Genomic DNA, 17,980 nt, shown 5'->3' on the forward strand with positions numbered 1-17,980 from the left:
CCATCAACGACAACCCGGCCGCAGTCAGACACCAGACTCGCTAAGTAAGTGGCATTGCCCCCAGGGCGGGTGGGGTCTGTCCGGTGGGGTTCGTTCGGTGGGGTTCGTGGCGAATCGTGCGGCTACTCGGCGACGTCCTCCTCGACCACGGCCAGCGCCGTGTCGATGCGCTCGCGCGCGCCGGCCAGATGCCGCTCGCAGAGCTTCGCCAACGACTCGCCGCGCTCCCACAGCGCGAGCGAGTCCTCGAGGGACAGCCCGCCCGCTTCGAGCCGACGCACCACGTCGACCAGTTCGTCCCTCGCCGCCTCGTAACCGAGGCCCTGGTCTGCCGTCGTACTGATCTTCGAACCGTCGCTCAAGTGGTCGGACTCCCCATTCGACTCTGTGTGACTTTGTTCTGGGCGAGCACCACGACGGTAGCCACCGCCTGGTCGTAGCCGACGAACGCCTCGGCGAACTCGGCCCCGTCGCCCTCGCGGACCGCCTCGTCGATGCGGCCCTCGGCCTCGGCGACCCGGTGGCGGTGCACCGCGCCGTCGCTCAACCACCACTGCGTCCCCGCGTACACCGACGTCGCCTCGGACAGCTCGCGCAGCCGCGAGGACAGCACCCGCCGCCCGTTCGAGTTGCAGCCGGCCAGTAACGCCGTCCAGCAGTCCGCAGCGGCCCGGTTCGCCGTCTCCGCCCTGCGCAGCACCACGCGCGCGCCGGAACGCGCGGGCGCCTCCCTGTCGACGGCCGTGTTCGCCGCGGTCACGGTCAACGGGAGGAACGTGGGTTCACGCGCCAGGTTCGGCACCACTACCTCCGCTCACCGTAGGTCTTTCGTCGCCGTTGTCGCCTTCGCCCGATACGACCGCGTACACCGCCCCGTCAACGAGCCGAACCCGCAGCTGGGTTCCCGCCGGAGCGTCCGCGACCGAACGGAGCACTCCGTCGGTCCCCTCCAGTGTGACGCGCTGCACAACCGCGTATCCGCGAGCCAGCGTGGCCGCAGGGCCGAGGGTCGTCAAGCGCGCCCTGGTCGCGGCGAGCCCGGCCTGCTCGGTGGCCAGCCCGGCCTGCACCGCCCGACGAGCGCGCTCCCGCATCGCGGACACCTCGTCCGCGCGACGCCCCAGTGGCCCGAACGGATCAGCGAGCACCGGCCGCGTGCGCAGCGCGTCGAGCAGCCTGCGCTCCCGATCCACCCATCCGTGTAGCGCGCGCCTGCCCCGGTCCCGGAGCTGCCTGATCCGCTCGGTCTCCTCGGCCACATCCGGAACCACCCGTTTGCCGGCGTCGGTCGGCGTCGAGCAACGCAGGTCCGCGACGTGGTCCAGCAGCGGGGTGTCGGGCTCGTGCCCGATCGCGCTCAGCACCGGAGTGCGGCACTGGGACACCGCCCGGCACAGCGCCTCGTCCGAGAACGGCAGCAGGTCCTCGACGCTGCCCCCGCCCCTGGCCACCACGATCACGTCCACCTCGGCGTCCCGCTCCAGGGTGGACAGTGCGGTGAGGATCTGCGGAACAGCGGAAACCCCTTGCACCGCAACGTTGATCACCCGGAACCGGGCGCCGGGCCAGCGCGCCTGCGCGTTGGTCAGCACGTCCCGTTCCGCCGCCGAGGCGCGGCCCGTGATCAGGCCGATCTTGTTCGGCAGGAACGGCGGCTTCCGCTTGCGGCCAGGCTCGAACAGGCCCTCGGCGGCCAGCAGCCTGCGCAGCCGCTCGATCCTGGCCAGCAGCTCGCCGATGCCGACCGCGCGGATCTCGTCCACCCGCAGGCTCAGCGTGCCGCGCCCGGCGAAGAACGTCGGCTTCCCGTGCACCACGACCCGGCTGCCGTCGGTCAGCGGCGGCTCCATGCCGCGCACCAGGCCGACCGCGCAGGTCAGCGACATGGACAGGTCGGCGGACGGGTCGCGCAGGGTGAGGAACGCCGTCGAGGTGCCCGGCCGCGCCGAGATCTGGGTCACCTGGCCCTCGACCCACACCGCGCCGAGCCGGTTGATCCACTCGGCGATCTTGCGCGCCACCGTGCGGACCGGCCACGGCTCCTCCGGCGTCGAAGGAGCGGTCACGACGCCGCCTCAGCGACGAGGACGTCGGCGGTCACGACGACTGCGCGGAGACCGTGGCGATGCGCCTGGTCAGCATGCCGACGAACGGCGGCCGGGCCGCGTGCCCGCGCTCGAAGGCCAGCAGCTCCTCCAGCTCGGCCAGGGACAGCCTGCGCATCCTGGCGCGCAGCTGCGCGACGGTCAGCTCGTTGTAGCCGGGCAGCACATCGGGGGCGTCCCCGTCGGCCGTCTCCTCGGCGAGCGCCCGCTCCTCCTGCGCCCACGGGTCCGGCGCCGCGCCGTCGTCCGGCTCGGCTGCGAGGTCCGACGACGCGACAGGGTCCGACGACGCGGCGGGCTCGTCCTCGTCAAAGGTCGCCCACTCGGGGTTCTCCTCGGCGGGACGCAGCGTCGCCAGCACCTCGTCGCCCTTGATCGCCAGCTCGGTGACCTGTTGCTGGACGCGCATCGACAGTTGCAGAGCCTCGCTGACCACGGTCACAGGCAGGCCGGCGAGCTGTTTCGGAAGGCTGCGGGCCTGCTCAACTGCGGTGGCCGCGAGACCGGCCGCGATACGGACCGCCAGCGGCAGTTGCTTCATGAGCACTAGCCTGCCGCAGTCACACCCTCCCTGCCCAGCTTCCCGCGCGGGTAGCAGCCCTCGGCGTGACCGAGCCGACCCCGAGCGCCGCGACACCCGTTCGGCCGCAGCCGTAGGCTGGACGCATGACCGAGCAGACCCCCTCCAAGCCTAAGCGGGTTCTCCTGGCCAAGCCTCGGGGTTACTGCGCAGGTGTCGACCGCGCGGTGGTGACCGTCGAGAAGGCGCTCGAGACCTACGGGCCGCCCGTGTACGTCCGCAAGGAGATCGTGCACAACCGGCACGTGGTCGAGACCCTCCAGGAGCGCGGCGCGATCTTCGTCGACGAGACCGACGAGGTGCCGGAGGGCGCCCTCGTGGTGTTCTCGGCGCACGGCGTCGCCCCGGTCGTGCACGAGCAGGCCGAGCAGCGCGGGCTGCGCACGATCGACGCGACCTGCCCGCTGGTCACCAAGGTGCACATGGAGGCCAAGCGGTTCGCCCGCGAGGACTACGACATCCTGCTGATCGGCCACGAGGGCCACGAGGAGGTCGAGGGCACCGCAGGCGAGGCCCCCGAGCACATTCAGCTCGTGGACACCGCCGAGGACGTCGACAAGGTCGAGGTGCGCGACCCGTCCAAGGTCATCTGGCTGTCCCAGACCACGCTCAGCGTCGACGAGACCATGGTCAGGGTGAACCAGCTCCGCGACCGGTTCCCCGAGATGCAGGACCCGCCGAGCGACGACATCTGCTACGCCACGCAGAACCGCCAGGTTGCGGTGAAGGCGATGGCGCCGGAGTGCGACCTGGTGCTGGTGGTCGGCTCGACCAACTCCTCCAACTCCAAGCGGCTGGTCGAGGTCGCCCTCCAGGCCGGGGCGCGCGCGTCCCACCTGATCGACTACGCCCGTGAGATCGACGAAAGCTGGCTGTCCGGCGTCGACACCGTCGGCGTCACCAGCGGCGCGTCCGTGCCCGACATCCTCGTCATGGAGGTGCTGGCCTACCTGGCCGAGCGCGGCTGGGGCGAGGTCGAGGAGATCACCACGGCCAACGAGAAGATCGCCTTCGCGCTCCCACGGGAGCTACGCAAGGACCTCGTCCGCTAGCTCTCCGCAGGCCCCAGACTCTCCGCGAAGACCCAGGAAGACCCAGACAGCCCTGGCGCGATCCGCGCCGGGGCTGTCCGCTGTTCGTGCCAGATGTTCGGTTGGACGCGCTCGACTCAGTACTCGTCGTCGCGGGGACGCGGCCGGCGCGGGGGCGGGGACTGACGGCCGCCGCGCGGCGGCTCCTGCCGAGGCGCCCTGGCCGGCGGCGTTGGCCGTCCGCCACCCTGGGCCGGTCGACCGGCGGCGCCGCCCGACGGGCGACCAGCGGCGGAAGCCGGGCGGCCGGTGCCGCCAGCACGCGCCGCGCCGGCATCCCTGCCGTCCCTGCTGTCTCGGCCGGCCGTGCCGCGCCGTTCGGGAGCCGCGTCAGCGGCCGGGCGCCTGCCCTCGGCCGGCTTGGGGCGCTTGGCGGGCTCGCCCCTGCGGTCGGCGGTGCGCGCGGCCTTGGCCTTCGCGTCGCTCCTGCGCGCGCTGGCCAACGCGGCCGAACGCTCCTCCTTGGTCGGCTGGTTCGGGTCGCGCTGGAGGAAGATCCGCAGCACCCCGATCACCACCGTGACACCCGTGGTGACCGCCATCGCCGGGAAGCCGTTGACCAGCGGCGTTCCGATCGCCAGGGCCTTCTGGCTCAGGCCGCCGGACGGGCTGTTGGAGGTGGCCAGCGCGATCACCGGCACCGTGATGGCCAGGATCAGCGGCGGCTGCACCATCGGCGCGAACAGGCTCCTGCGGCGGACCAGGGCGACCCCGACGGCGCAGCCGAGGAAGTACAGGCCCTTGAACACCCAGCCCAGCTGCTGTTGCTGCGACTTGAGGTCCACCATGGCGCCGATGCCGGCGAGCACAAGCGCGATGAGCACGGCGGCCCACCACGGCAGGCCCCGGAACGAGCCGACGACCGGCCGGTCGTCCCACGGTGTGGTGCCCGGCTCGTCATCGAGGTCGGTGTCGCGGTCGCGCGTGCTGATCACGCGATCTCCTTGCTGCGCTCGTCGCCCGCGTGATCGCGTGCGGGGCTCAGGTGCCTGGTGGCCGAGTGGATCGTGACCGTGCGTCGCCCGGTCACGTGACCTCACCGTAGCCCGTTTGTGTTCGGAAGATGATGGCCGGAACGCGCGCGCCGGCACAACTCACGGGCGAAAACGCGTGCGGTGACCACTCGCGCACGCACTGGCGTAACGCGTGGATCTCGTGATCGCGCAGCTCACCGTGCATCCGGCGATGTTAGACAGGCCACACTCCCGCAACGTCACCTCGGTAGGCCGAGGTCATCCCACATGAGGGTGAAATGCCCCGCTTCGACCAGCGAGGTCGAGTGATCGCCTGGAAGGTCCAGATTCATGCCCCGCACGCACCCGCGCGCACGCCTGTCCGCCGCCGTCCTGCTGGCGGGGGTGCTCACCCTGTTGGTGAGCCTGCTGGTCGCCGCGCCGGGCAGCGCCGCGCAACTGCCCGGCGGCCTCGGCCCGTGCGTGCCGGGCAGCTGCCCGGACCCGTACCCGTACCCGCCGCACAACGGGCCGTTCGCCGGCCGGGACGACGGCATCAACGTGTTCGTCGGCAAGAACTTCGACGTCCTCGGCGGCGCGGCCGAGACCGAGGGTCGCGTGGTGGTCGGCGGCGACTTCACCCAGAACAAGAGCGAGGGACGGCTGTACAACATCGGGGTCGCCGGGGTCGGCTCGCGGGTGCCGCCGTCGGATGGCACGGACTGGCTGACCACCGGGGGCAACATCACCATCGCGCCCGGTCAGGACCTGGACGCCAAGGGCGACTCGGCGGTTGGCGGCGTCGTCCGGCACGCGGGCACAGCCACCGGCCGCATCATCGCCAAGGAGGTCGTCCGGGATCCCAACGCGTTCACGCCGTACGAGGGGCTGAGCCCCAGCCTCACGACGGCGAGCCTGTGCTATGCGAACGGCGACTCGGGCACCGGCCGCCCTTCCACCGGATCCGTGGTCAACGTGGGTTACGCGACGCAGTTCTCCGGCGACGGCACGTCGATGTTGCAGGTGTTCAACCTGACTGCCGACATCGCCAACCCGAGGACCGGCGGCGCACAGGACATCACGTTCTCGAACATCCCGGCCGGGGCAACCGTGCTGGTCAACGTGCTCGGCGGCGCCAGGACGATCAACACCACCATCGGCGAGCTGGCCGGCATCGACCGGACCAGGCTGCTGTGGAACTTCCCGACCGCGACCACCGTGACCCTGACCGGGCCAGCGCAGTTCCAGGGCAGCATCCTGGTCGGCAATCCCGCGAGCACGACCACGCTGACGCAGGCCGGGCTCAACGGCCGGTTCTTCACCACCGGCAACTTCGTGCACGGCACGCCTACCGGCAGTCGAGGCCAGGAGATCCACGCGTACCCGTTCAACGGCGATCTGCCCGGCTGCGCGTCACCCACCACGACCACGACCACAACGACCACGACCACCACCACGACAACTACGACCACCACCACGACCACCACGACGACCAAGCCCACGACCACCACGACGACCGATGGCAGTTCGACCACGACGCCAACCACCACGAGTGGCGGCAGCTCGACCGCGACGACGACCACCACTCCCGGAGGCGGCACGGCCTGGACCACCGATTCGGACGGCGGCGGCACGGGCTACACCGGCCCGGACGACTCGACCGGCCCGAACCTGGCCAGCACCGGCGCGGACATCCGCGGGCCGATCGCCCTGGCCGGCCTGCTGCTGATCGGCGGCTCGATCCTGCTGTTCACCGTCGGCCGCCGCTCGAGCGGACGAGGCAGGCACCGCAACTGACGGTCAGTCGGTTGAGAACTCCTGGGCGAGGGCCTGCTGCGCCGGCGACCCGCCGGTGGGCTGCTCCTCGGCTCGACGCACCGGCGGGATCGCCGTCGGGCTGGCCGCCGCGTCGGTGAGCGGCTGGACGGCCGCCCGGAAGGTCTCCAGCGCGTCCAGCTCCCGCCTGCGGGCCGACAGGAACCGCTGAAGGTGGGTGCTGGACAGGTTCACCGAGTCCACCGCGGCACCGGCGGCCCGGTGCGCCCGCACCGCCTGGCCGCGCACCTGCTCGACGTCGTCGGCGATCGCGCGGTCGGTGACGGCGAACATCGCCGCCGACGCCACCACCGCGAAGCCCGTTGGCCCGCACAGGAAAACCCGCCGGTCAAGCAACCAGCGGAGCAGTTCGGGGTCGGTGTCCAGCGCCGCAACGACGGCCGCGTCGGACGGCACGAACATGATCGTGCCGTAGATCGCGTCCGCCCAGCGCTGGTAGCCCTTGCCGGCCAGCTCCGCGGCCCTCGACCGGATGTTGCGCACGTGCACGCGCAGCGCCTCGGCCCGCTCGGTCGCGTCGTCGGTCTCCATCGCCTCGGCCCAGCAGACCATGCTCATCTTGGCGTCGACCGGCACCTGCCGGCCCCCGCCGACCGTCAGCACCATGTCGGGCCGGACCGTGCCGCCGCCGGCCAGGTCGGTCTGCACCGAGAAGTGCAGGCCCTCGCGCAGGCCCAACGCGCGCGCCGTCTCCACCAGCACCTGCTCGCCGAGCTCGCCGCGCCCCGAGATCGAGGCGAAGGCCACCTCGTACCGCTGGAGCGCGGCCTGCTGCGTGTCGGTGCGGGCTCGTTCCTGCTGCACGGCCATCAGCGCCGCGTCCGTCCTGCGGACGCTGTCCTGGTAGAGCCGCCACAGGAACAGGACCGCGCCGACCAGCAGCAACGCGAGGACGACGGCGGCAGTGCTGATCACTGCGGAGGTCACGGTTCTGTGCTCCTGAGGTCCGGGAACGTGTCGAGGTCCTTGTCGGGATCATCACGCACGACACCGACAGAACCCGCTAATCCTGACGCGAAAGCGGGACACGCCGGGGGACCGCCGCAGGCTCGGCGGGCCGCGCGCCCTAGTTTGTCCGCATGCGCGTGCTGCACACCTCCGACTGGCATGTGGGTCGCACGTTCCACGGCAGGGACCTGTTGGCCGAGCAGGAGGCGGTGCTCGGCGGCCTCGCCGACCTCGTCGAGGACCGCGGGATCGACGTCGTGGTGATCGCCGGCGACCTCTACGACCGTGCCGTGCCCTCCGGCGAGGCCGTGCAGACCTGCAACCGGGTCCTGCTGCGGCTCAAGGCGGCCGGCGCGCAGATCGTGATCACGCCGGGCAACCACGACTCGGCACCGAGGGTCGGCGCGTTCGGCGACTTCGCCGCCGCGGGAGGCCTGCACCTGCGCACCAGGATCGCCGAGCTGCACCAGCCGGTGGTGCTGCGCGACGAGCACGGCCCGGTCGCCCTGTATGGGATCCCGTTCCTCGAGCCGGAGCCCGCGCGGCACGTGCTCGGCGCGCCGGAGGCCAGGGGCCACACCGGCGTCCTGACCGAGGCCATGCGCCGGATCCGCGCCGACCTGGCCGGCCGCGAGCCCGGCACGAGGTCGGTGGTGTTGGCGCACGCGTTCGTGACGGGCGGCGAGGCCAGCGCGTCGGAGCGCAGCATCGCGGTCGGCGGCGTCGAGCAGGTGGCCGGCGCGGTCTTCGACGGCGTCGACTACGTGGCGCTCGGGCACCTGCACGGGCCGCAGCGGCTGGCCGAGCACCTGCGCTACTCCGGCAGCCCGCTGGCGTACTCGTTCTCCGAGGCCGCCCACCGCAAGTCGGTGTGGCTGGTCGACCTGGACGCCGGCGGCCTGGCCGGTGTCGAACGTCACGAGCTGCCGGTGCCGAGGAAGCTGGCCACCGTCACCGGCCGCATCGAGGACCTGCTCGCCGACCCCGCGCTCGAGCGCCTCGCCGACAGCTACCTGTCGGTCGCGCTCACCGACCGGGTCCGGCCGCTCGACCCGCTTCGCAGGCTCCAGGAGCGTTTCCCCTTCGCCGTGCACCTGGAGTGGCGGCCCGACGGCGGCAGGGCAGGCGCGGGGCTGCGCTACGCCGAGGCGGTCAAGGGCCGCTCGGACCGGGCGGTCGCGCACAACTTCGTCGCGGACTGCAAGGGCGACGAGCCGTCCGATGGCGAGCGTTCGCTGCTGGACGAGGCGTTCTCCTTCGTCGGCAGGGCCGAGGTCTCGTGAGGCTGCATCTGCTTGAGGTCACCGCGTTCGGGCCGTATCCGCGGCACGAGACGGTCGACTTCGACGCGCTCGGCGGCGACGGGCTGTTCCTGCTGCACGGGGACACCGGCGCCGGCAAGACGACGTTGCTCGACGCGGTGGCGTTCGCGCTGTTCGGCACGGTGCCCGGCGCGCGCGGGGACGTGAAGCGGCTGCGCTGCGACTTCGCCGAGCCGGACACCATGACCGAGGTGGCCCTTGAGCTGACTGTGCAGGGGCACCGGCTGCGGCTGACCCGCAGCCCCGAGTACGAGCGCCCCAAGCTGCGCGGGGAGGGCGTCACCAGGCAGCAGGCCAAGGCGTCGCTCACCTGGCTGACCCCGGCCCCCGGCGGCGAGCCGGTCGAGGGGCTGACCCGCATCGACGAGGTCAGCCGCACGGTCGGGCGGCTGCTCGGCATGAGCGCGGAGCAGTTCTTCCAGGTGGTGCTGCTACCGCAGGGCGAGTTCGCGCGGTTCCTGCGCGCGGAGACCGCCGAGCGCGAGCAGTTGCTGGAGAAGCTGTTCGGCACCGAGCACTTCGCCGACGTGGAGCGGTGGTTCCGGGACCGGCGCCAGGAACGCCGCAGCACGCTGGACGCGCACAAGCAGGTCGCTGGCCAGCTGGTCGCCAGGGTCGCCCAGGCGGCCGGCGAGGAACCGCCAGACGGCGACGGCGACGCGGAGTGGCTGAGTTCGGTCGTGAAGCGTCGTGCGGAGGCCACGGCCGAGGCGGCCCGCCTCGCCGCGATCGCCGCCGCGGAACGGATCCGGTCGTCGGCCGCGCTGGCCGCGGCGCGGGACACGGCCGAGCGGCTGCGCCGCAGGAGCGCCGCCGAGGCGACCCTCGCGGAATGCGCGGCCGAGGAGCCGCGACTGCGCCAGTGGGAGGCGGAGCGGGACGCCGCCCGCCGCGCGCTGGCAGTGCTGCCGGCCAACCGCGTCGCCGTCGAGCTGGCCGGCGAGCTGGACCGCGCCCGCGAGCAGGAGGCGAGGGCGGCCGCGCGCTGCGGCAGGCTCGACTTCGCCGGGACGGGCGGCCCGGTGTCCGCGCTGTTGGTGGCGCGGGACGAGCTGCGCGAGGAGGCCGGCGGCCTGACCCAGCTGGCCGCCGAGGCGGAGCAGCACCGCGCGGACCTGGTTCGGCTGGACGAGCTGGCGGACGAGGAGCGGGCGGCCGTCGAGGACAGCACGCGGGTGGCCGAGGCCGTCGCCGCGCAGCCGATGGCGTTGGCACTGGCCAGAACCGCGGTAGACGAGGCGAACCGCGCCGAGGCGAGCGTGGCTGGCCTGCGCGCCCAGCAGACCGAGTTCGCGGAGCTGGTGGAGATCGCGCGGCGGCTCCCCGGCACGGAACGGGACGCCGTGGCCGTCGAGGACGAGTTGCGCGCCGCCGTCGACGCGCACCAGCTGGCCCGCGAACGCTCCCAGGAAATCCGGGCCCGACGCCTGGACGGCATGGCGGCCGAGCTCGCCGGCAGGCTGACCGCCGGCGAGCCCTGCCCGGTCTGCGGCGGCACGGAGCACCCCGCGCCGGCCACCCCGGTGCCCGAGGCCGTCAGCGAGTCCGACGAACGGGCCGCCGCCGAGGTCGCCGACCGGGCCGAACAGCGCCGCCGCGAGCTGGAGCTCCGCAGGGAGAGCGTGCAGCAAACCCTTGCCCTGCAACGGGAACGACTGGCCGGCCGGACCGGGGAGACGCTGACGGCGGAACTGGCGTCCGCCGACCAGGCGCTCGCCGAGGCCGAAACGCTTGCGGCGCAACGAGAGCAGCGCGCGGCCGAGCTGGCCGAACTGGAGCTGCGCGGCGCGGCGCTGACCGCCCAACGGATCGACGCCGAGCAACAGGTCGCCGCCGCCAAGACGGAACGCACCGGCCTGGCCGAGGCGGTCGCCGTGCGGGCCGTGCGACTGGACACGGCGCGCGGCGCCCATCCGGACGTGTTGGCCAGGCGCCGGCACCTGGTCGAACTGGCCGAGGCGGTTGGCGACCTGGCCGCCGCGCGCCAGTCCACCCAGGACCTCGCGACGCGGGCGGCGACCGCGCTCGCCGAGGCGGACTCGGCGGCGCACGCGGCCGGCTTCCCCGATGTCAGGGACGCCATCGCGGCCGCGCGGGACGCCGCCGAGGTGACTGCCCTCGACCGTCGCATCACCGAGCTGACCGTGGCCAGGAACAACGCCGAGGCCACCCTCGCCGCACCGGAGCTGACCGGCCTGCCCGAGGACGCCACGGCGGACCTGACCGCCGTGACGGAGCAGGCCGAGTCGGCCCTCGCCTCGGCCGAGTCCGCCGCGTCCGTGCGCGACGCGGCGAAGGAAGCCGAGGACCGGGTCGGCGCGCTGGCCGCGCGGCTGCTGGCCGCGTGGGCCGAGCTGGAACCGATCGAGGCGGAGTTCGCCGAACTCGACGCCCTGACGGACGTCGTGAACGGCCGGGGCCAGAACGCGCGCAAGATGTCGCTGCGCTCCTACGTGCTGGCCGCGCGGCTGGAGGAGGTCGCGGTGACGGCGACGCGGCGGCTGGAGCGGATGAGCCAGGGCAGGTACTCGTTCGTGCACTCCGACGCGGCCGGCGCGCGCGGCACGCGGGGCGGCCTCGGCCTCGACGTGCTGGACGACTACTCGGGCCGGGTCCGCCCCGCCAAGACCCTCTCCGGCGGCGAGTCGTTCCTGGCGTCGCTGGCGCTGGCGTTGGGCCTCGCGGACGTGGTCGCGGCGGAGACCGGTGGCGCGCTGCTGGACACCCTGTTCGTCGACGAGGGCTTCGGCACGCTCGACGCGGACACCCTGGACCTGGTGATGAACACCCTTGACGAACTCCGCGCCGGCGGCCGGGTGGTCGGGCTGGTGTCGCACGTCGAGGAACTGCGCCAACGCATTCCGGTGCGGCTGCGCGTCCGCAAGGCGCGCACGGGTTCCACGGTGGAGATCACCGCGGCGTGAGGCACCGTACTTAGCCCCGCCGAAGGCGTGTCACGTGCGCGGGCGGGCCGGCGTGGGCCTGGCCGCCCGGGTTGGTGGGGCCAGGCCCACTCCTCGGCTGAGCCGGCGCGAATCGGGCTCCGGACAGTGCACAGTGGAGCCACGAAGCCGCGCCGACGGGACCGGCGCGGACGCACGTGCCACCGTCGGGCTCGGCACGCGAGAGGGAGGGATCCGTGCGACAGCTGGGGTCGTGGGTGGCGAGCGCCTGCGTGGGGTTCGGGCGAGCGTGCGTCGCGCTGGTCGTCGCCATGCTGGTCCCCGCCGTGTGGGCCGCCGCCGTCGGCCTGTGGCTCTGGTGGGGCGGCAACCCGTGGTCCTGGATCGCGCCGTTCGTGTGGGCGAGTATCGGCACGCTCGTGCTGGCCCGCCCGGTGTGCCGGATGGTCCGCTCGCTGGTCGCGAGGTGGACCGGCACCGTCATTCCCGCCGGCTACCGGCAGGCCGGGCCGGTGACGCGGCTGTCCACCGGGTACTGGTGGAACGGCTACTCCTACTCGCGCACCAGCCGGGACGCCCGCAAGGACCAGCGGATGCGGCTCTGGTGGGGCGATCCCGCCACCTGGCGCGACCTGCGGTTCACGGTGCTCGCGCCGGTCGCCGTCGGCGTGGTCGCGGCCGTCCCGCCCGCAGGGGTCGCCGGAGCGGTCCTCGGGTTCGCCCAGCCGACCCTCGCCGCGCGCGTGTTCGGTGTGCTCTGCGCGGCCGTCGCGGTCGGCAGCGCCCCGTACGCCTGGCGGCTCGTCGGGCCGGTGGCGGGCCGCCTCCTGCGCGCCTCGCCCGCGATGGTGCTCACGGACCGGGTCGCCGAGCTGACGGCTCAGCGCGCGGACACGACGGTCGCGCAGGCCGCCGAGATCCGCCGGATCGAGCGGGACCTGCACGACGGGGCGCAGGCCCGCCTGGTCGCGCTCGGGCTCTCGCTGGTGATCGCGGAGAAGGTGTTGGACGCGGACCCCGAGCAGGCCAAGGCAATGCTGCGGGAGGCGCGGGCAGGCGCGGCGACGTCGCTGACCGAACTCCGCGAACTGGTCAGGGGAATCAGCCCGCCGGTGCTGACCGAGCGGGGACTCGTCGACGCCGTTCGCTCGCTCGCCCTGGACAGCCCGCTCGACGTGGCCGTCAGCGCCGACCTCGAACTGCGCCTCGACCCACCGATCGAGGCCGCCCTGTACTTCGGGATCACCGAACTGGTGACCAACGCGGTCAAGCACGCCGAGGCGACCACGGCGCGGATCTCCATCGCCCTGGTCGACACCGACATCGTCGTCGACGTCGAGGACGACGGCCGGGGCGGCGCGGACGTGCTGGCCGGCGGCGGACTCGCGGGGCTGCGTCGCCGCCTCGCGGCCTTCGACGGCACCCTGGAGATCACCAGCCCGGCAGGCGGGCCGACCAACGCGAGAATGGCGGTGCCATGCGAGTCGTCGTAGCCGAGGACCTCTACCTGTTGCGCGACGGGTTGGTCCGGCTCGTCGAGGCCTACGGGCACGAGGTGGTGGCGACGGCGGCCACCGGGCCCGAGACGCTCGACGCGCTGCTGAGGTGGCGGCCGGACGTCGCCATCGTCGACGTCCGCATGCCGCCGACCCAGTCGGACGAGGGCCTGCGGGCCGCGCTCGCCGCCCGCAGGGAACTGCCCGGGCTGCCCGTGCTGATCCTGTCCCAGCACGTCGACCAGCTGTACGCCCGCGAGCTCCTGGCCGACCGGGCTGGCGGCATCGGCTACTTCCTCAAGGAGAGCGTGTTCGACGCCGACCAGTTCGTCGACGCCCTGGCGCGCGTGGCCGGCGGCGGGACCGCGATGGACCCGGCCGTCATCGCCAAGCTGCTGTCCAGCGGGTCGTCGAACCGAGGGCTGGACCGGCTCACCGAGCGCGAGCAGGAGGTGCTCGGCCTGATGGCGGAGGGACTGTCCAACCAGGCCATCGCCCAGCGGCTCTTCCTCAGCGACAGCGCTATCAGCAAGTACACCACCTCGATGTTCGGCAAGCTCGGCATCGTCGATGACGACAACAACAACCGCCGCGTCCTCGCCGTCCTCACGTATCTGAACAAGCCCTGACGCGCGCCGGACCGTGCTCGTTCGCGCGGCCGATGGACCGCAGGCCGACCACGCACCCGGCCGTCACCGTCGCGGCGCCCAACGCCGCGACCATCGTCAGCTGCTGCGCGCCGAGCAGCACCGAGACCGCCAGCCCGGACACCGGCATCAGCCCGATGAGCACCCCGGCCCGGTCCGCGCCGAGCACGGACACCCCGGTGTACCAGCAGCCGAAGGCGAGCGCCGTCACCACGAACCCGAGGACCAGCAACGCGGCGGCCTCCGTGCCGGTCGGCATCCGCCACCCGCCGAACACCGTGCCGAGCGCCGACTCGCCCACGGCCGCGACGATGCAGGACCAGGTGGACGTCTCCACCGCGCCGTGCCTGGCCACCATGCCGGCCGCGCACAGCGTGAACATCACCTCGCAGGCCAGCGTGAGCAGCGCGAGCGCCAGCCCAGGCCCGTGCCACGACCCGCCGCCGGTCAGCACCGCAACTCCCCCGATGACGAGCACGGCGCCGACCAGCGCGGCCGGCGACGGCCACCTGCGCCGCAGCGCGGGCACCGCGATCGCCAACACCAGCGGGCTCGCCCCGAGCACCGCGGCGACCAGGCCGGGCGTGGCGTAGCGCTGGCCGTAGAGCACCGCGGCGTTGAAGCCGACCATGCCGGCGCCGACCATGCCGAGCAGCGCGAACACGTCGCGTCCGGTCAGCCTCGGCAGCGTGCTCGCCGAGGCCGTTGCCCCGCCGGACGGCGACCGGCGCCGCCGGTCGCGCAGCCGCAGCCAGCCGTAGAGGGCGAGCGCGCCGATGGCGTACCGGATCGCCTGGCCGGTGAGCAGCGGGTAGTCGTTGAGCAGTCCGGTCACCGGCACCGAGCCGCCGACGATGAGCGCGGCCATCGCCGCGAGAGCGGCGGCCACCGGCTCCGACGTGCTCGGCCTGGTCAGGGTTTGCTGTTCCACACCGCAGAGGCTGCCGGCGAAGTGGCCCAGACGTAAGCTCCACTTTCATGACCGGCGAATGGACCACTTTTCGGGAGCTGCTGCTGCCCGCCATCGCCGAGGTGCCCGCGGGACGCCGGGGCCGCGCGGTCGAGGCGGCGCTGCGCTCGGCGGTGCGGGAGGGCAGGCTCGCGCCCGGCGGCCGGCTACCCTCCAGCCGCGATCTCGCCGGCCAGCTCGGGCTCGCGCGCGGCACGGTGACCGCCGCCTACGCCCAGCTGGTCGCCGAGGGCCACCTCACGGCGCGGCACGGCTCCGGCACGAGGGTCGCCGAGTCCGTCGGTCATGCCGCCGGCCCGAGGCGGCCCGCCGAGGACGGACCGCCGAAGTGGCGGTTCGACCTGCGTCCTGGACTGCCCGCGCTTGGCGCGTTCCCGCGCGCCGACTGGCTCGCCGCGACGCGGGCGGGCCTCGCGGCGCTGTCCGACGAGGAACTCGGTTATCCCGACCCCGCAGGGCTTTCCGCGCTGCGCGCCGAACTCGCCGACTACCTCGGCCGGGTGCGCGCGGTGGCCGCCGACCCGGCCGAGGTGCTGGTCACCAACGGCGTCGCCGAGAGCCTCGCGCTGACCGCGGGCGTGCTGGCCGCCGAGGGACACCGGACCATCGCCGTCGAGGACCCGCACCACGAGGGTCAGGACGAACTCCTTGACGCGCATGGACTTCGCGCCGTGCCGGTGCCGGTCGACGACGAGGGCATCAGGGTGGACCTGTTGTCCCGCACCGAATGCCGCGCGGTGCTGGTCACCTCGGCGCACCAGTTCCCGCTCGGCGTCGTGCTCAGCCCGCGCCGCCGGCACGCCCTGGTCGCCTGGGCCGCCGAGCGCGACGGGTACGTGCTCGAGGACGACTACGACGCCGAACACCGCTACGACCGGCCGGCACTTGGCGCTGTGCAAGGACTTGCGCCGGACCGGGTGATCTACCACGGCAGCGTCAGCAAGGTGCTCGCGCCCGCGCTGCGGATCGGCTGGCTGGTCGCGCCGCGCGCGCTGCACCCGCTCGTGGTGCGTCGCAAGCGGTTGACCGACCTCGGGTGCAGCCCGCTGCCGCAGGTCGCGCTGGCGCACCTGCTGCGCACCGGCGGCTACGACCGGCATCTGCGCCGCACCAGGGCCCTGTACCGGCGCAGGCGGGATGCGCTGCTCGACGCGCTGGCCACCGCCCTGCCGAGCTGGCAGCCGGTCGGTGTCGCCGCTGGCCTGCACGTGGTGCTGCGGCTGCCGGCCGGCACGGACGACGTCGCCCTCCAGGACGCGCTGGCCGCGCGCGGGGTGCACGCGCCCGCGCTGTCGGGCTACCGGATCCGGCCCGACCTCGGTTCGCCGTCGAACACCCTGTTTCCCGGGCTGGTGCTCGGCTACGCGTCGATGTCCCCGGACCGCCTGCGCGCCGCCGTCACCGAGATCGCCGCAGCCGCCGCTGCTTGCTGACCCCACCGCCATAAAGGACGCCTTCCCGACATCAGTGGCGCACTATGGGACCGTGCTGCTCGCCGAGATCGTGGACACCGCCGCAGCCGCTGCTGCTTGCTGACCCCACCGCCATAAAGGACGCCTTCCCGACATCAGTGGCGCACTATGGGACCGTGCTGCTCGCCGAGACCGTGGACACCTCCGCCGCCGTCGCCGCCACCCGCTCCCGGCTGGCCAAGGTGGCGTCGCTGGCGGCCCTGCTGCGGCAGGTCGCCGACGCGACGACCGCCCGCGCGGTGGTCTCGTTCCTGGTCGGCCAGCCACGGCAGGGCCGGATCGGCGCAGGCTGGCGGACCGTCGTCGAGCTGACCCCGCCGCCTGCCGCGAGCCCCGCGCTGACCGTCGAGGAGGTCGACGGCGTGCTGGACGCGGTGTCGCGGGCGGCCGGCAAGGGGTCAGTGCAGCTCCGCGCCGACCTGCTCACCGGGCTGTTCGCCTCGGCGACGGCGGCCGAGCAGGAGTTCCTGCGGCGGCTGCTGACCGGCGAGCTGCGCCAGGGCGCCCTCGAGGGCGTGATGCTCGACGCGGTGGCCGCAGCGGCCGCCGTCCCGGTCGACACCGCGCGGCGCGCGTTCATGCTGTCCGGGAGCCTGCCGGACACGGCGGCCACGGCGCTGTCCGACGGGCTGGACGCGCTCGCCGCCGTCCGCCTCGAACTGGGTCGGCCGGTGCGTCCGATGCTCGCCTCGCCCGCCGAGTCGCTGCCAGAGGCCGTCGCCGAGCTGACGCCCTGCGTCGTCGAGTACAAGCTCGACGGCGCGCGCATCCAGGTGCATCGGGACGGCGACGCGGTGCGCGTGTTCACCCGCACGCTGCGGGAGATCACCGCGAGCGTGCCCGAGCTGGTCGAGCTGGTGGCCGGCCTGCCGTGCCGCTCGGTGGTGCTCGACGGCGAGACGCTGGCGCTCACCGACGACGGCCGCCCCCGCCCGTTCCAGGAGACGATGAGCCGGTTCGGCGCGACCACCGCGACCGAGCTGCTGCTGAGCCCGTACTTCTTCGACTGCCTGCACCTGGACGGCGTCGACCTGATCGACGCCCCGCTGGCCGACCGGCTGACCGCGCTGCGCCGCGTCGCCGCCGGGTACCGGATCCCGTCCACGGACTCCCCCGACCTGGCCGCCGCGACCGCCACCCTGACCGAGGCCATCGCGGCCGGGCACGAGGGCGTCATGGTGAAGTCCCTCGCGGCCCCCTACGCGGCCGGGCGGCGCGGCAGCGCCTGGCAGAAGGTGAAGCCCGTGCACACCCTCGACCTGGTGGTGCTGGCCGCCGAGTGGGGGCACGGGCGGCGCACCGGCACGCTGTCCAACCTGCACCTCGGCGCCCGCGACCCGGACGGTGGCCCGCCGGTCATGGTCGGCAAGACCTTCAAGGGCCTCACCGACGAGCTGCTCGCCTGGCAGACCAGGGAGCTGCCGGCGATCGCCACCGAGCGGACCGACTGGGTCGTACACGTCCGCCCGGAACTGGTGGTCGAGATCGAGCTGGACGGCGTCCAGGTCAGCCCCCGCTACCCGGGCGGCGTGGCGCTGCGGTTCGCCCGCGTGCTGCGCTACCGGCCGGACAAGGAGGCTGCCGACGCCGACACCATCGACCAGGTCAGGGCACTGCTCCCTGGCGCGGATCCGAATAGCGGGTACCGTTAGCTCCT

The 17,980-nt window shown here is 73.5% G+C and carries 15 protein-coding genes; 8 read left to right on the forward strand and 7 right to left on the reverse strand.

Going from position 1 to position 17,980, the window contains the following annotated elements; genetic code table 11:
* Window positions 1-122: 122 nt before the first annotated feature.
* Genes F0L68_RS10335 through F0L68_RS10350 form a run of 4 tightly spaced genes read right to left on the reverse strand, consistent with a single transcriptional unit; the run spans window position 123 to window position 2,646 of the window.
* A complete protein-coding gene (locus F0L68_RS10335; protein ID WP_438672266.1) occupies window positions 123-362 on the reverse strand; it encodes an exodeoxyribonuclease VII small subunit in 240 nt (79 codons plus the stop codon).
* Window positions 359-802, reverse strand: coding sequence for a sugar ABC transporter substrate-binding protein (locus tag F0L68_RS10340; protein WP_149849290.1), 444 nt, complete (start codon window positions 800-802; stop codon window positions 359-361). The genes F0L68_RS10335 and F0L68_RS10340 overlap by 4 nt, the downstream gene beginning before the upstream one ends.
* Window positions 783-2,066 carry an exodeoxyribonuclease VII large subunit gene (xseA, locus tag F0L68_RS10345; RefSeq protein WP_149849291.1) on the reverse strand — a complete coding sequence of 428 codons (1,284 nt, stop codon included), beginning with the start codon at window positions 2,064-2,066 and terminating at the stop codon, window positions 783-785. Before xseA ends, F0L68_RS10340 begins: the two co-directional genes overlap by 20 nt.
* A 31-nt stretch (window positions 2,067-2,097) precedes the next feature.
* On the reverse strand, window positions 2,098-2,646 hold the full coding sequence (locus tag F0L68_RS10350; protein ID WP_149849292.1) for a lipid droplet-associated protein: 549 nt from the start codon (window positions 2,644-2,646) through the stop codon (window positions 2,098-2,100).
* Window positions 2,647-2,771: 125 nt separating this feature from the next.
* Between F0L68_RS10350 and F0L68_RS10355 the strand changes: the two genes are divergently transcribed.
* Window positions 2,772-3,737 (forward strand): 4-hydroxy-3-methylbut-2-enyl diphosphate reductase, encoded by a 966-nt coding sequence (locus F0L68_RS10355; RefSeq protein ID WP_149849293.1) that lies wholly within the window; start codon window positions 2,772-2,774, stop codon window positions 3,735-3,737.
* 116 nt (window positions 3,738-3,853) lie between these two features.
* Here the strand turns inward: F0L68_RS10355 and F0L68_RS10360 are convergent, their stop codons facing one another.
* Window positions 3,854-4,711: a DUF6542 domain-containing protein gene (locus F0L68_RS10360; protein WP_149849294.1), complete on the reverse strand. Its 858-nt coding sequence runs from the start codon at window positions 4,709-4,711 to the stop codon at window positions 3,854-3,856.
* Window positions 4,712-5,080: 369 nt separating this feature from the next.
* On the opposite strand from F0L68_RS10360, the gene F0L68_RS10365 reads away from it, so the two are divergent.
* Complete coding sequence (locus tag F0L68_RS10365) at window positions 5,081-6,526, forward strand: choice-of-anchor A family protein (protein WP_149849295.1); 1,446 nt, start codon at window positions 5,081-5,083, stop codon at window positions 6,524-6,526.
* A gap of 3 nt (window positions 6,527-6,529) precedes the next feature.
* Here the strand turns inward: F0L68_RS10365 and F0L68_RS10370 are convergent, their stop codons facing one another.
* Complete coding sequence (locus F0L68_RS10370) at window positions 6,530-7,492, reverse strand: DNA recombination protein RmuC (protein ID WP_149849296.1); 963 nt, start codon at window positions 7,490-7,492, stop codon at window positions 6,530-6,532.
* Window positions 7,493-7,644: 152 nt separating this feature from the next.
* On the opposite strand from F0L68_RS10370, the gene F0L68_RS10375 reads away from it, so the two are divergent.
* The 4 genes from F0L68_RS10375 (at window position 7,645) to F0L68_RS10390 (ending at window position 13,863) form a co-directional block, all read left to right on the forward strand.
* A complete protein-coding gene (locus tag F0L68_RS10375) occupies window positions 7,645-8,796 on the forward strand; it encodes an exonuclease SbcCD subunit D (RefSeq protein ID WP_149849297.1) in 1,152 nt (383 codons plus the stop codon).
* On the forward strand, window positions 8,793-11,759 hold the full coding sequence (locus tag F0L68_RS10380) for an AAA family ATPase (RefSeq protein WP_149849298.1): 2,967 nt from the start codon (window positions 8,793-8,795) through the stop codon (window positions 11,757-11,759). The genes F0L68_RS10375 and F0L68_RS10380 overlap by 4 nt, the downstream gene beginning before the upstream one ends.
* A gap of 215 nt (window positions 11,760-11,974) precedes the next feature.
* Window positions 11,975-13,231, forward strand: coding sequence for a sensor histidine kinase (locus F0L68_RS10385; protein ID WP_223198661.1), 1,257 nt, complete (start codon window positions 11,975-11,977; stop codon window positions 13,229-13,231).
* On the forward strand, window positions 13,216-13,863 hold the full coding sequence (locus F0L68_RS10390) for a response regulator transcription factor (RefSeq protein ID WP_149849299.1): 648 nt from the start codon (window positions 13,216-13,218) through the stop codon (window positions 13,861-13,863). Before F0L68_RS10385 ends, F0L68_RS10390 begins: the two co-directional genes overlap by 16 nt.
* Here the strand turns inward: F0L68_RS10390 and F0L68_RS10395 are convergent.
* Window positions 13,841-14,812, reverse strand: coding sequence for a DMT family transporter (locus F0L68_RS10395; RefSeq protein WP_223198662.1), 972 nt, complete (start codon window positions 14,810-14,812; stop codon window positions 13,841-13,843). The two genes, F0L68_RS10390 and F0L68_RS10395, sit on opposite strands and share 23 nt — an antisense overlap.
* Before the next feature lie 47 nt (window positions 14,813-14,859).
* Here F0L68_RS10395 and pdxR point away from each other — a divergent pair, with 47 nt between their 5' ends.
* On the forward strand, window positions 14,860-16,284 hold the full coding sequence (pdxR, locus tag F0L68_RS10400; RefSeq protein WP_149849300.1) for a MocR-like pyridoxine biosynthesis transcription factor PdxR: 1,425 nt from the start codon (window positions 14,860-14,862) through the stop codon (window positions 16,282-16,284).
* 155 nt (window positions 16,285-16,439) lie between these two features.
* Window positions 16,440-17,975, forward strand: coding sequence for an ATP-dependent DNA ligase (locus F0L68_RS10405; protein WP_149849301.1), 1,536 nt, complete (start codon window positions 16,440-16,442; stop codon window positions 17,973-17,975).
* The last annotated feature ends 5 nt before the right edge of the window (window positions 17,976-17,980 follow it).

Origin of the sequence: Solihabitans fulvus (assembly GCF_008386585.1) — a bacterium.
In the GTDB taxonomy this organism is placed as follows: Bacteria; Actinomycetota; Actinomycetes; order Mycobacteriales; family Pseudonocardiaceae; genus Solihabitans; species Solihabitans fulvus.

Excerpts from the sequence above, each read along its gene's own strand:
- F0L68_RS10365 (WP_149849295.1), top strand. The coding sequence starts at position 5,081 with ATGCCCCGCACGCACCCGCGCGCACGCCTGTCCGCCGCCGTCCTGCTG.
- pdxR (WP_149849300.1), top strand. The coding sequence starts at position 14,860 with ATGACCGGCGAATGGACCACTTTTCGGGAGCTGCTGCTGCCCGCCATC.
- F0L68_RS10375 (WP_149849297.1), top strand. The coding sequence starts at position 7,645 with ATGCGCGTGCTGCACACCTCCGACTGGCATGTGGGTCGCACGTTCCAC.
- F0L68_RS10355 (WP_149849293.1), top strand. The coding sequence starts at position 2,772 with ATGACCGAGCAGACCCCCTCCAAGCCTAAGCGGGTTCTCCTGGCCAAG.
- F0L68_RS10350 (WP_149849292.1), bottom strand. The coding sequence starts at position 2,646 with ATGAAGCAACTGCCGCTGGCGGTCCGTATCGCGGCCGGTCTCGCGGCC.
- F0L68_RS10390 (WP_149849299.1), top strand. The coding sequence starts at position 13,216 with ATGCGAGTCGTCGTAGCCGAGGACCTCTACCTGTTGCGCGACGGGTTG.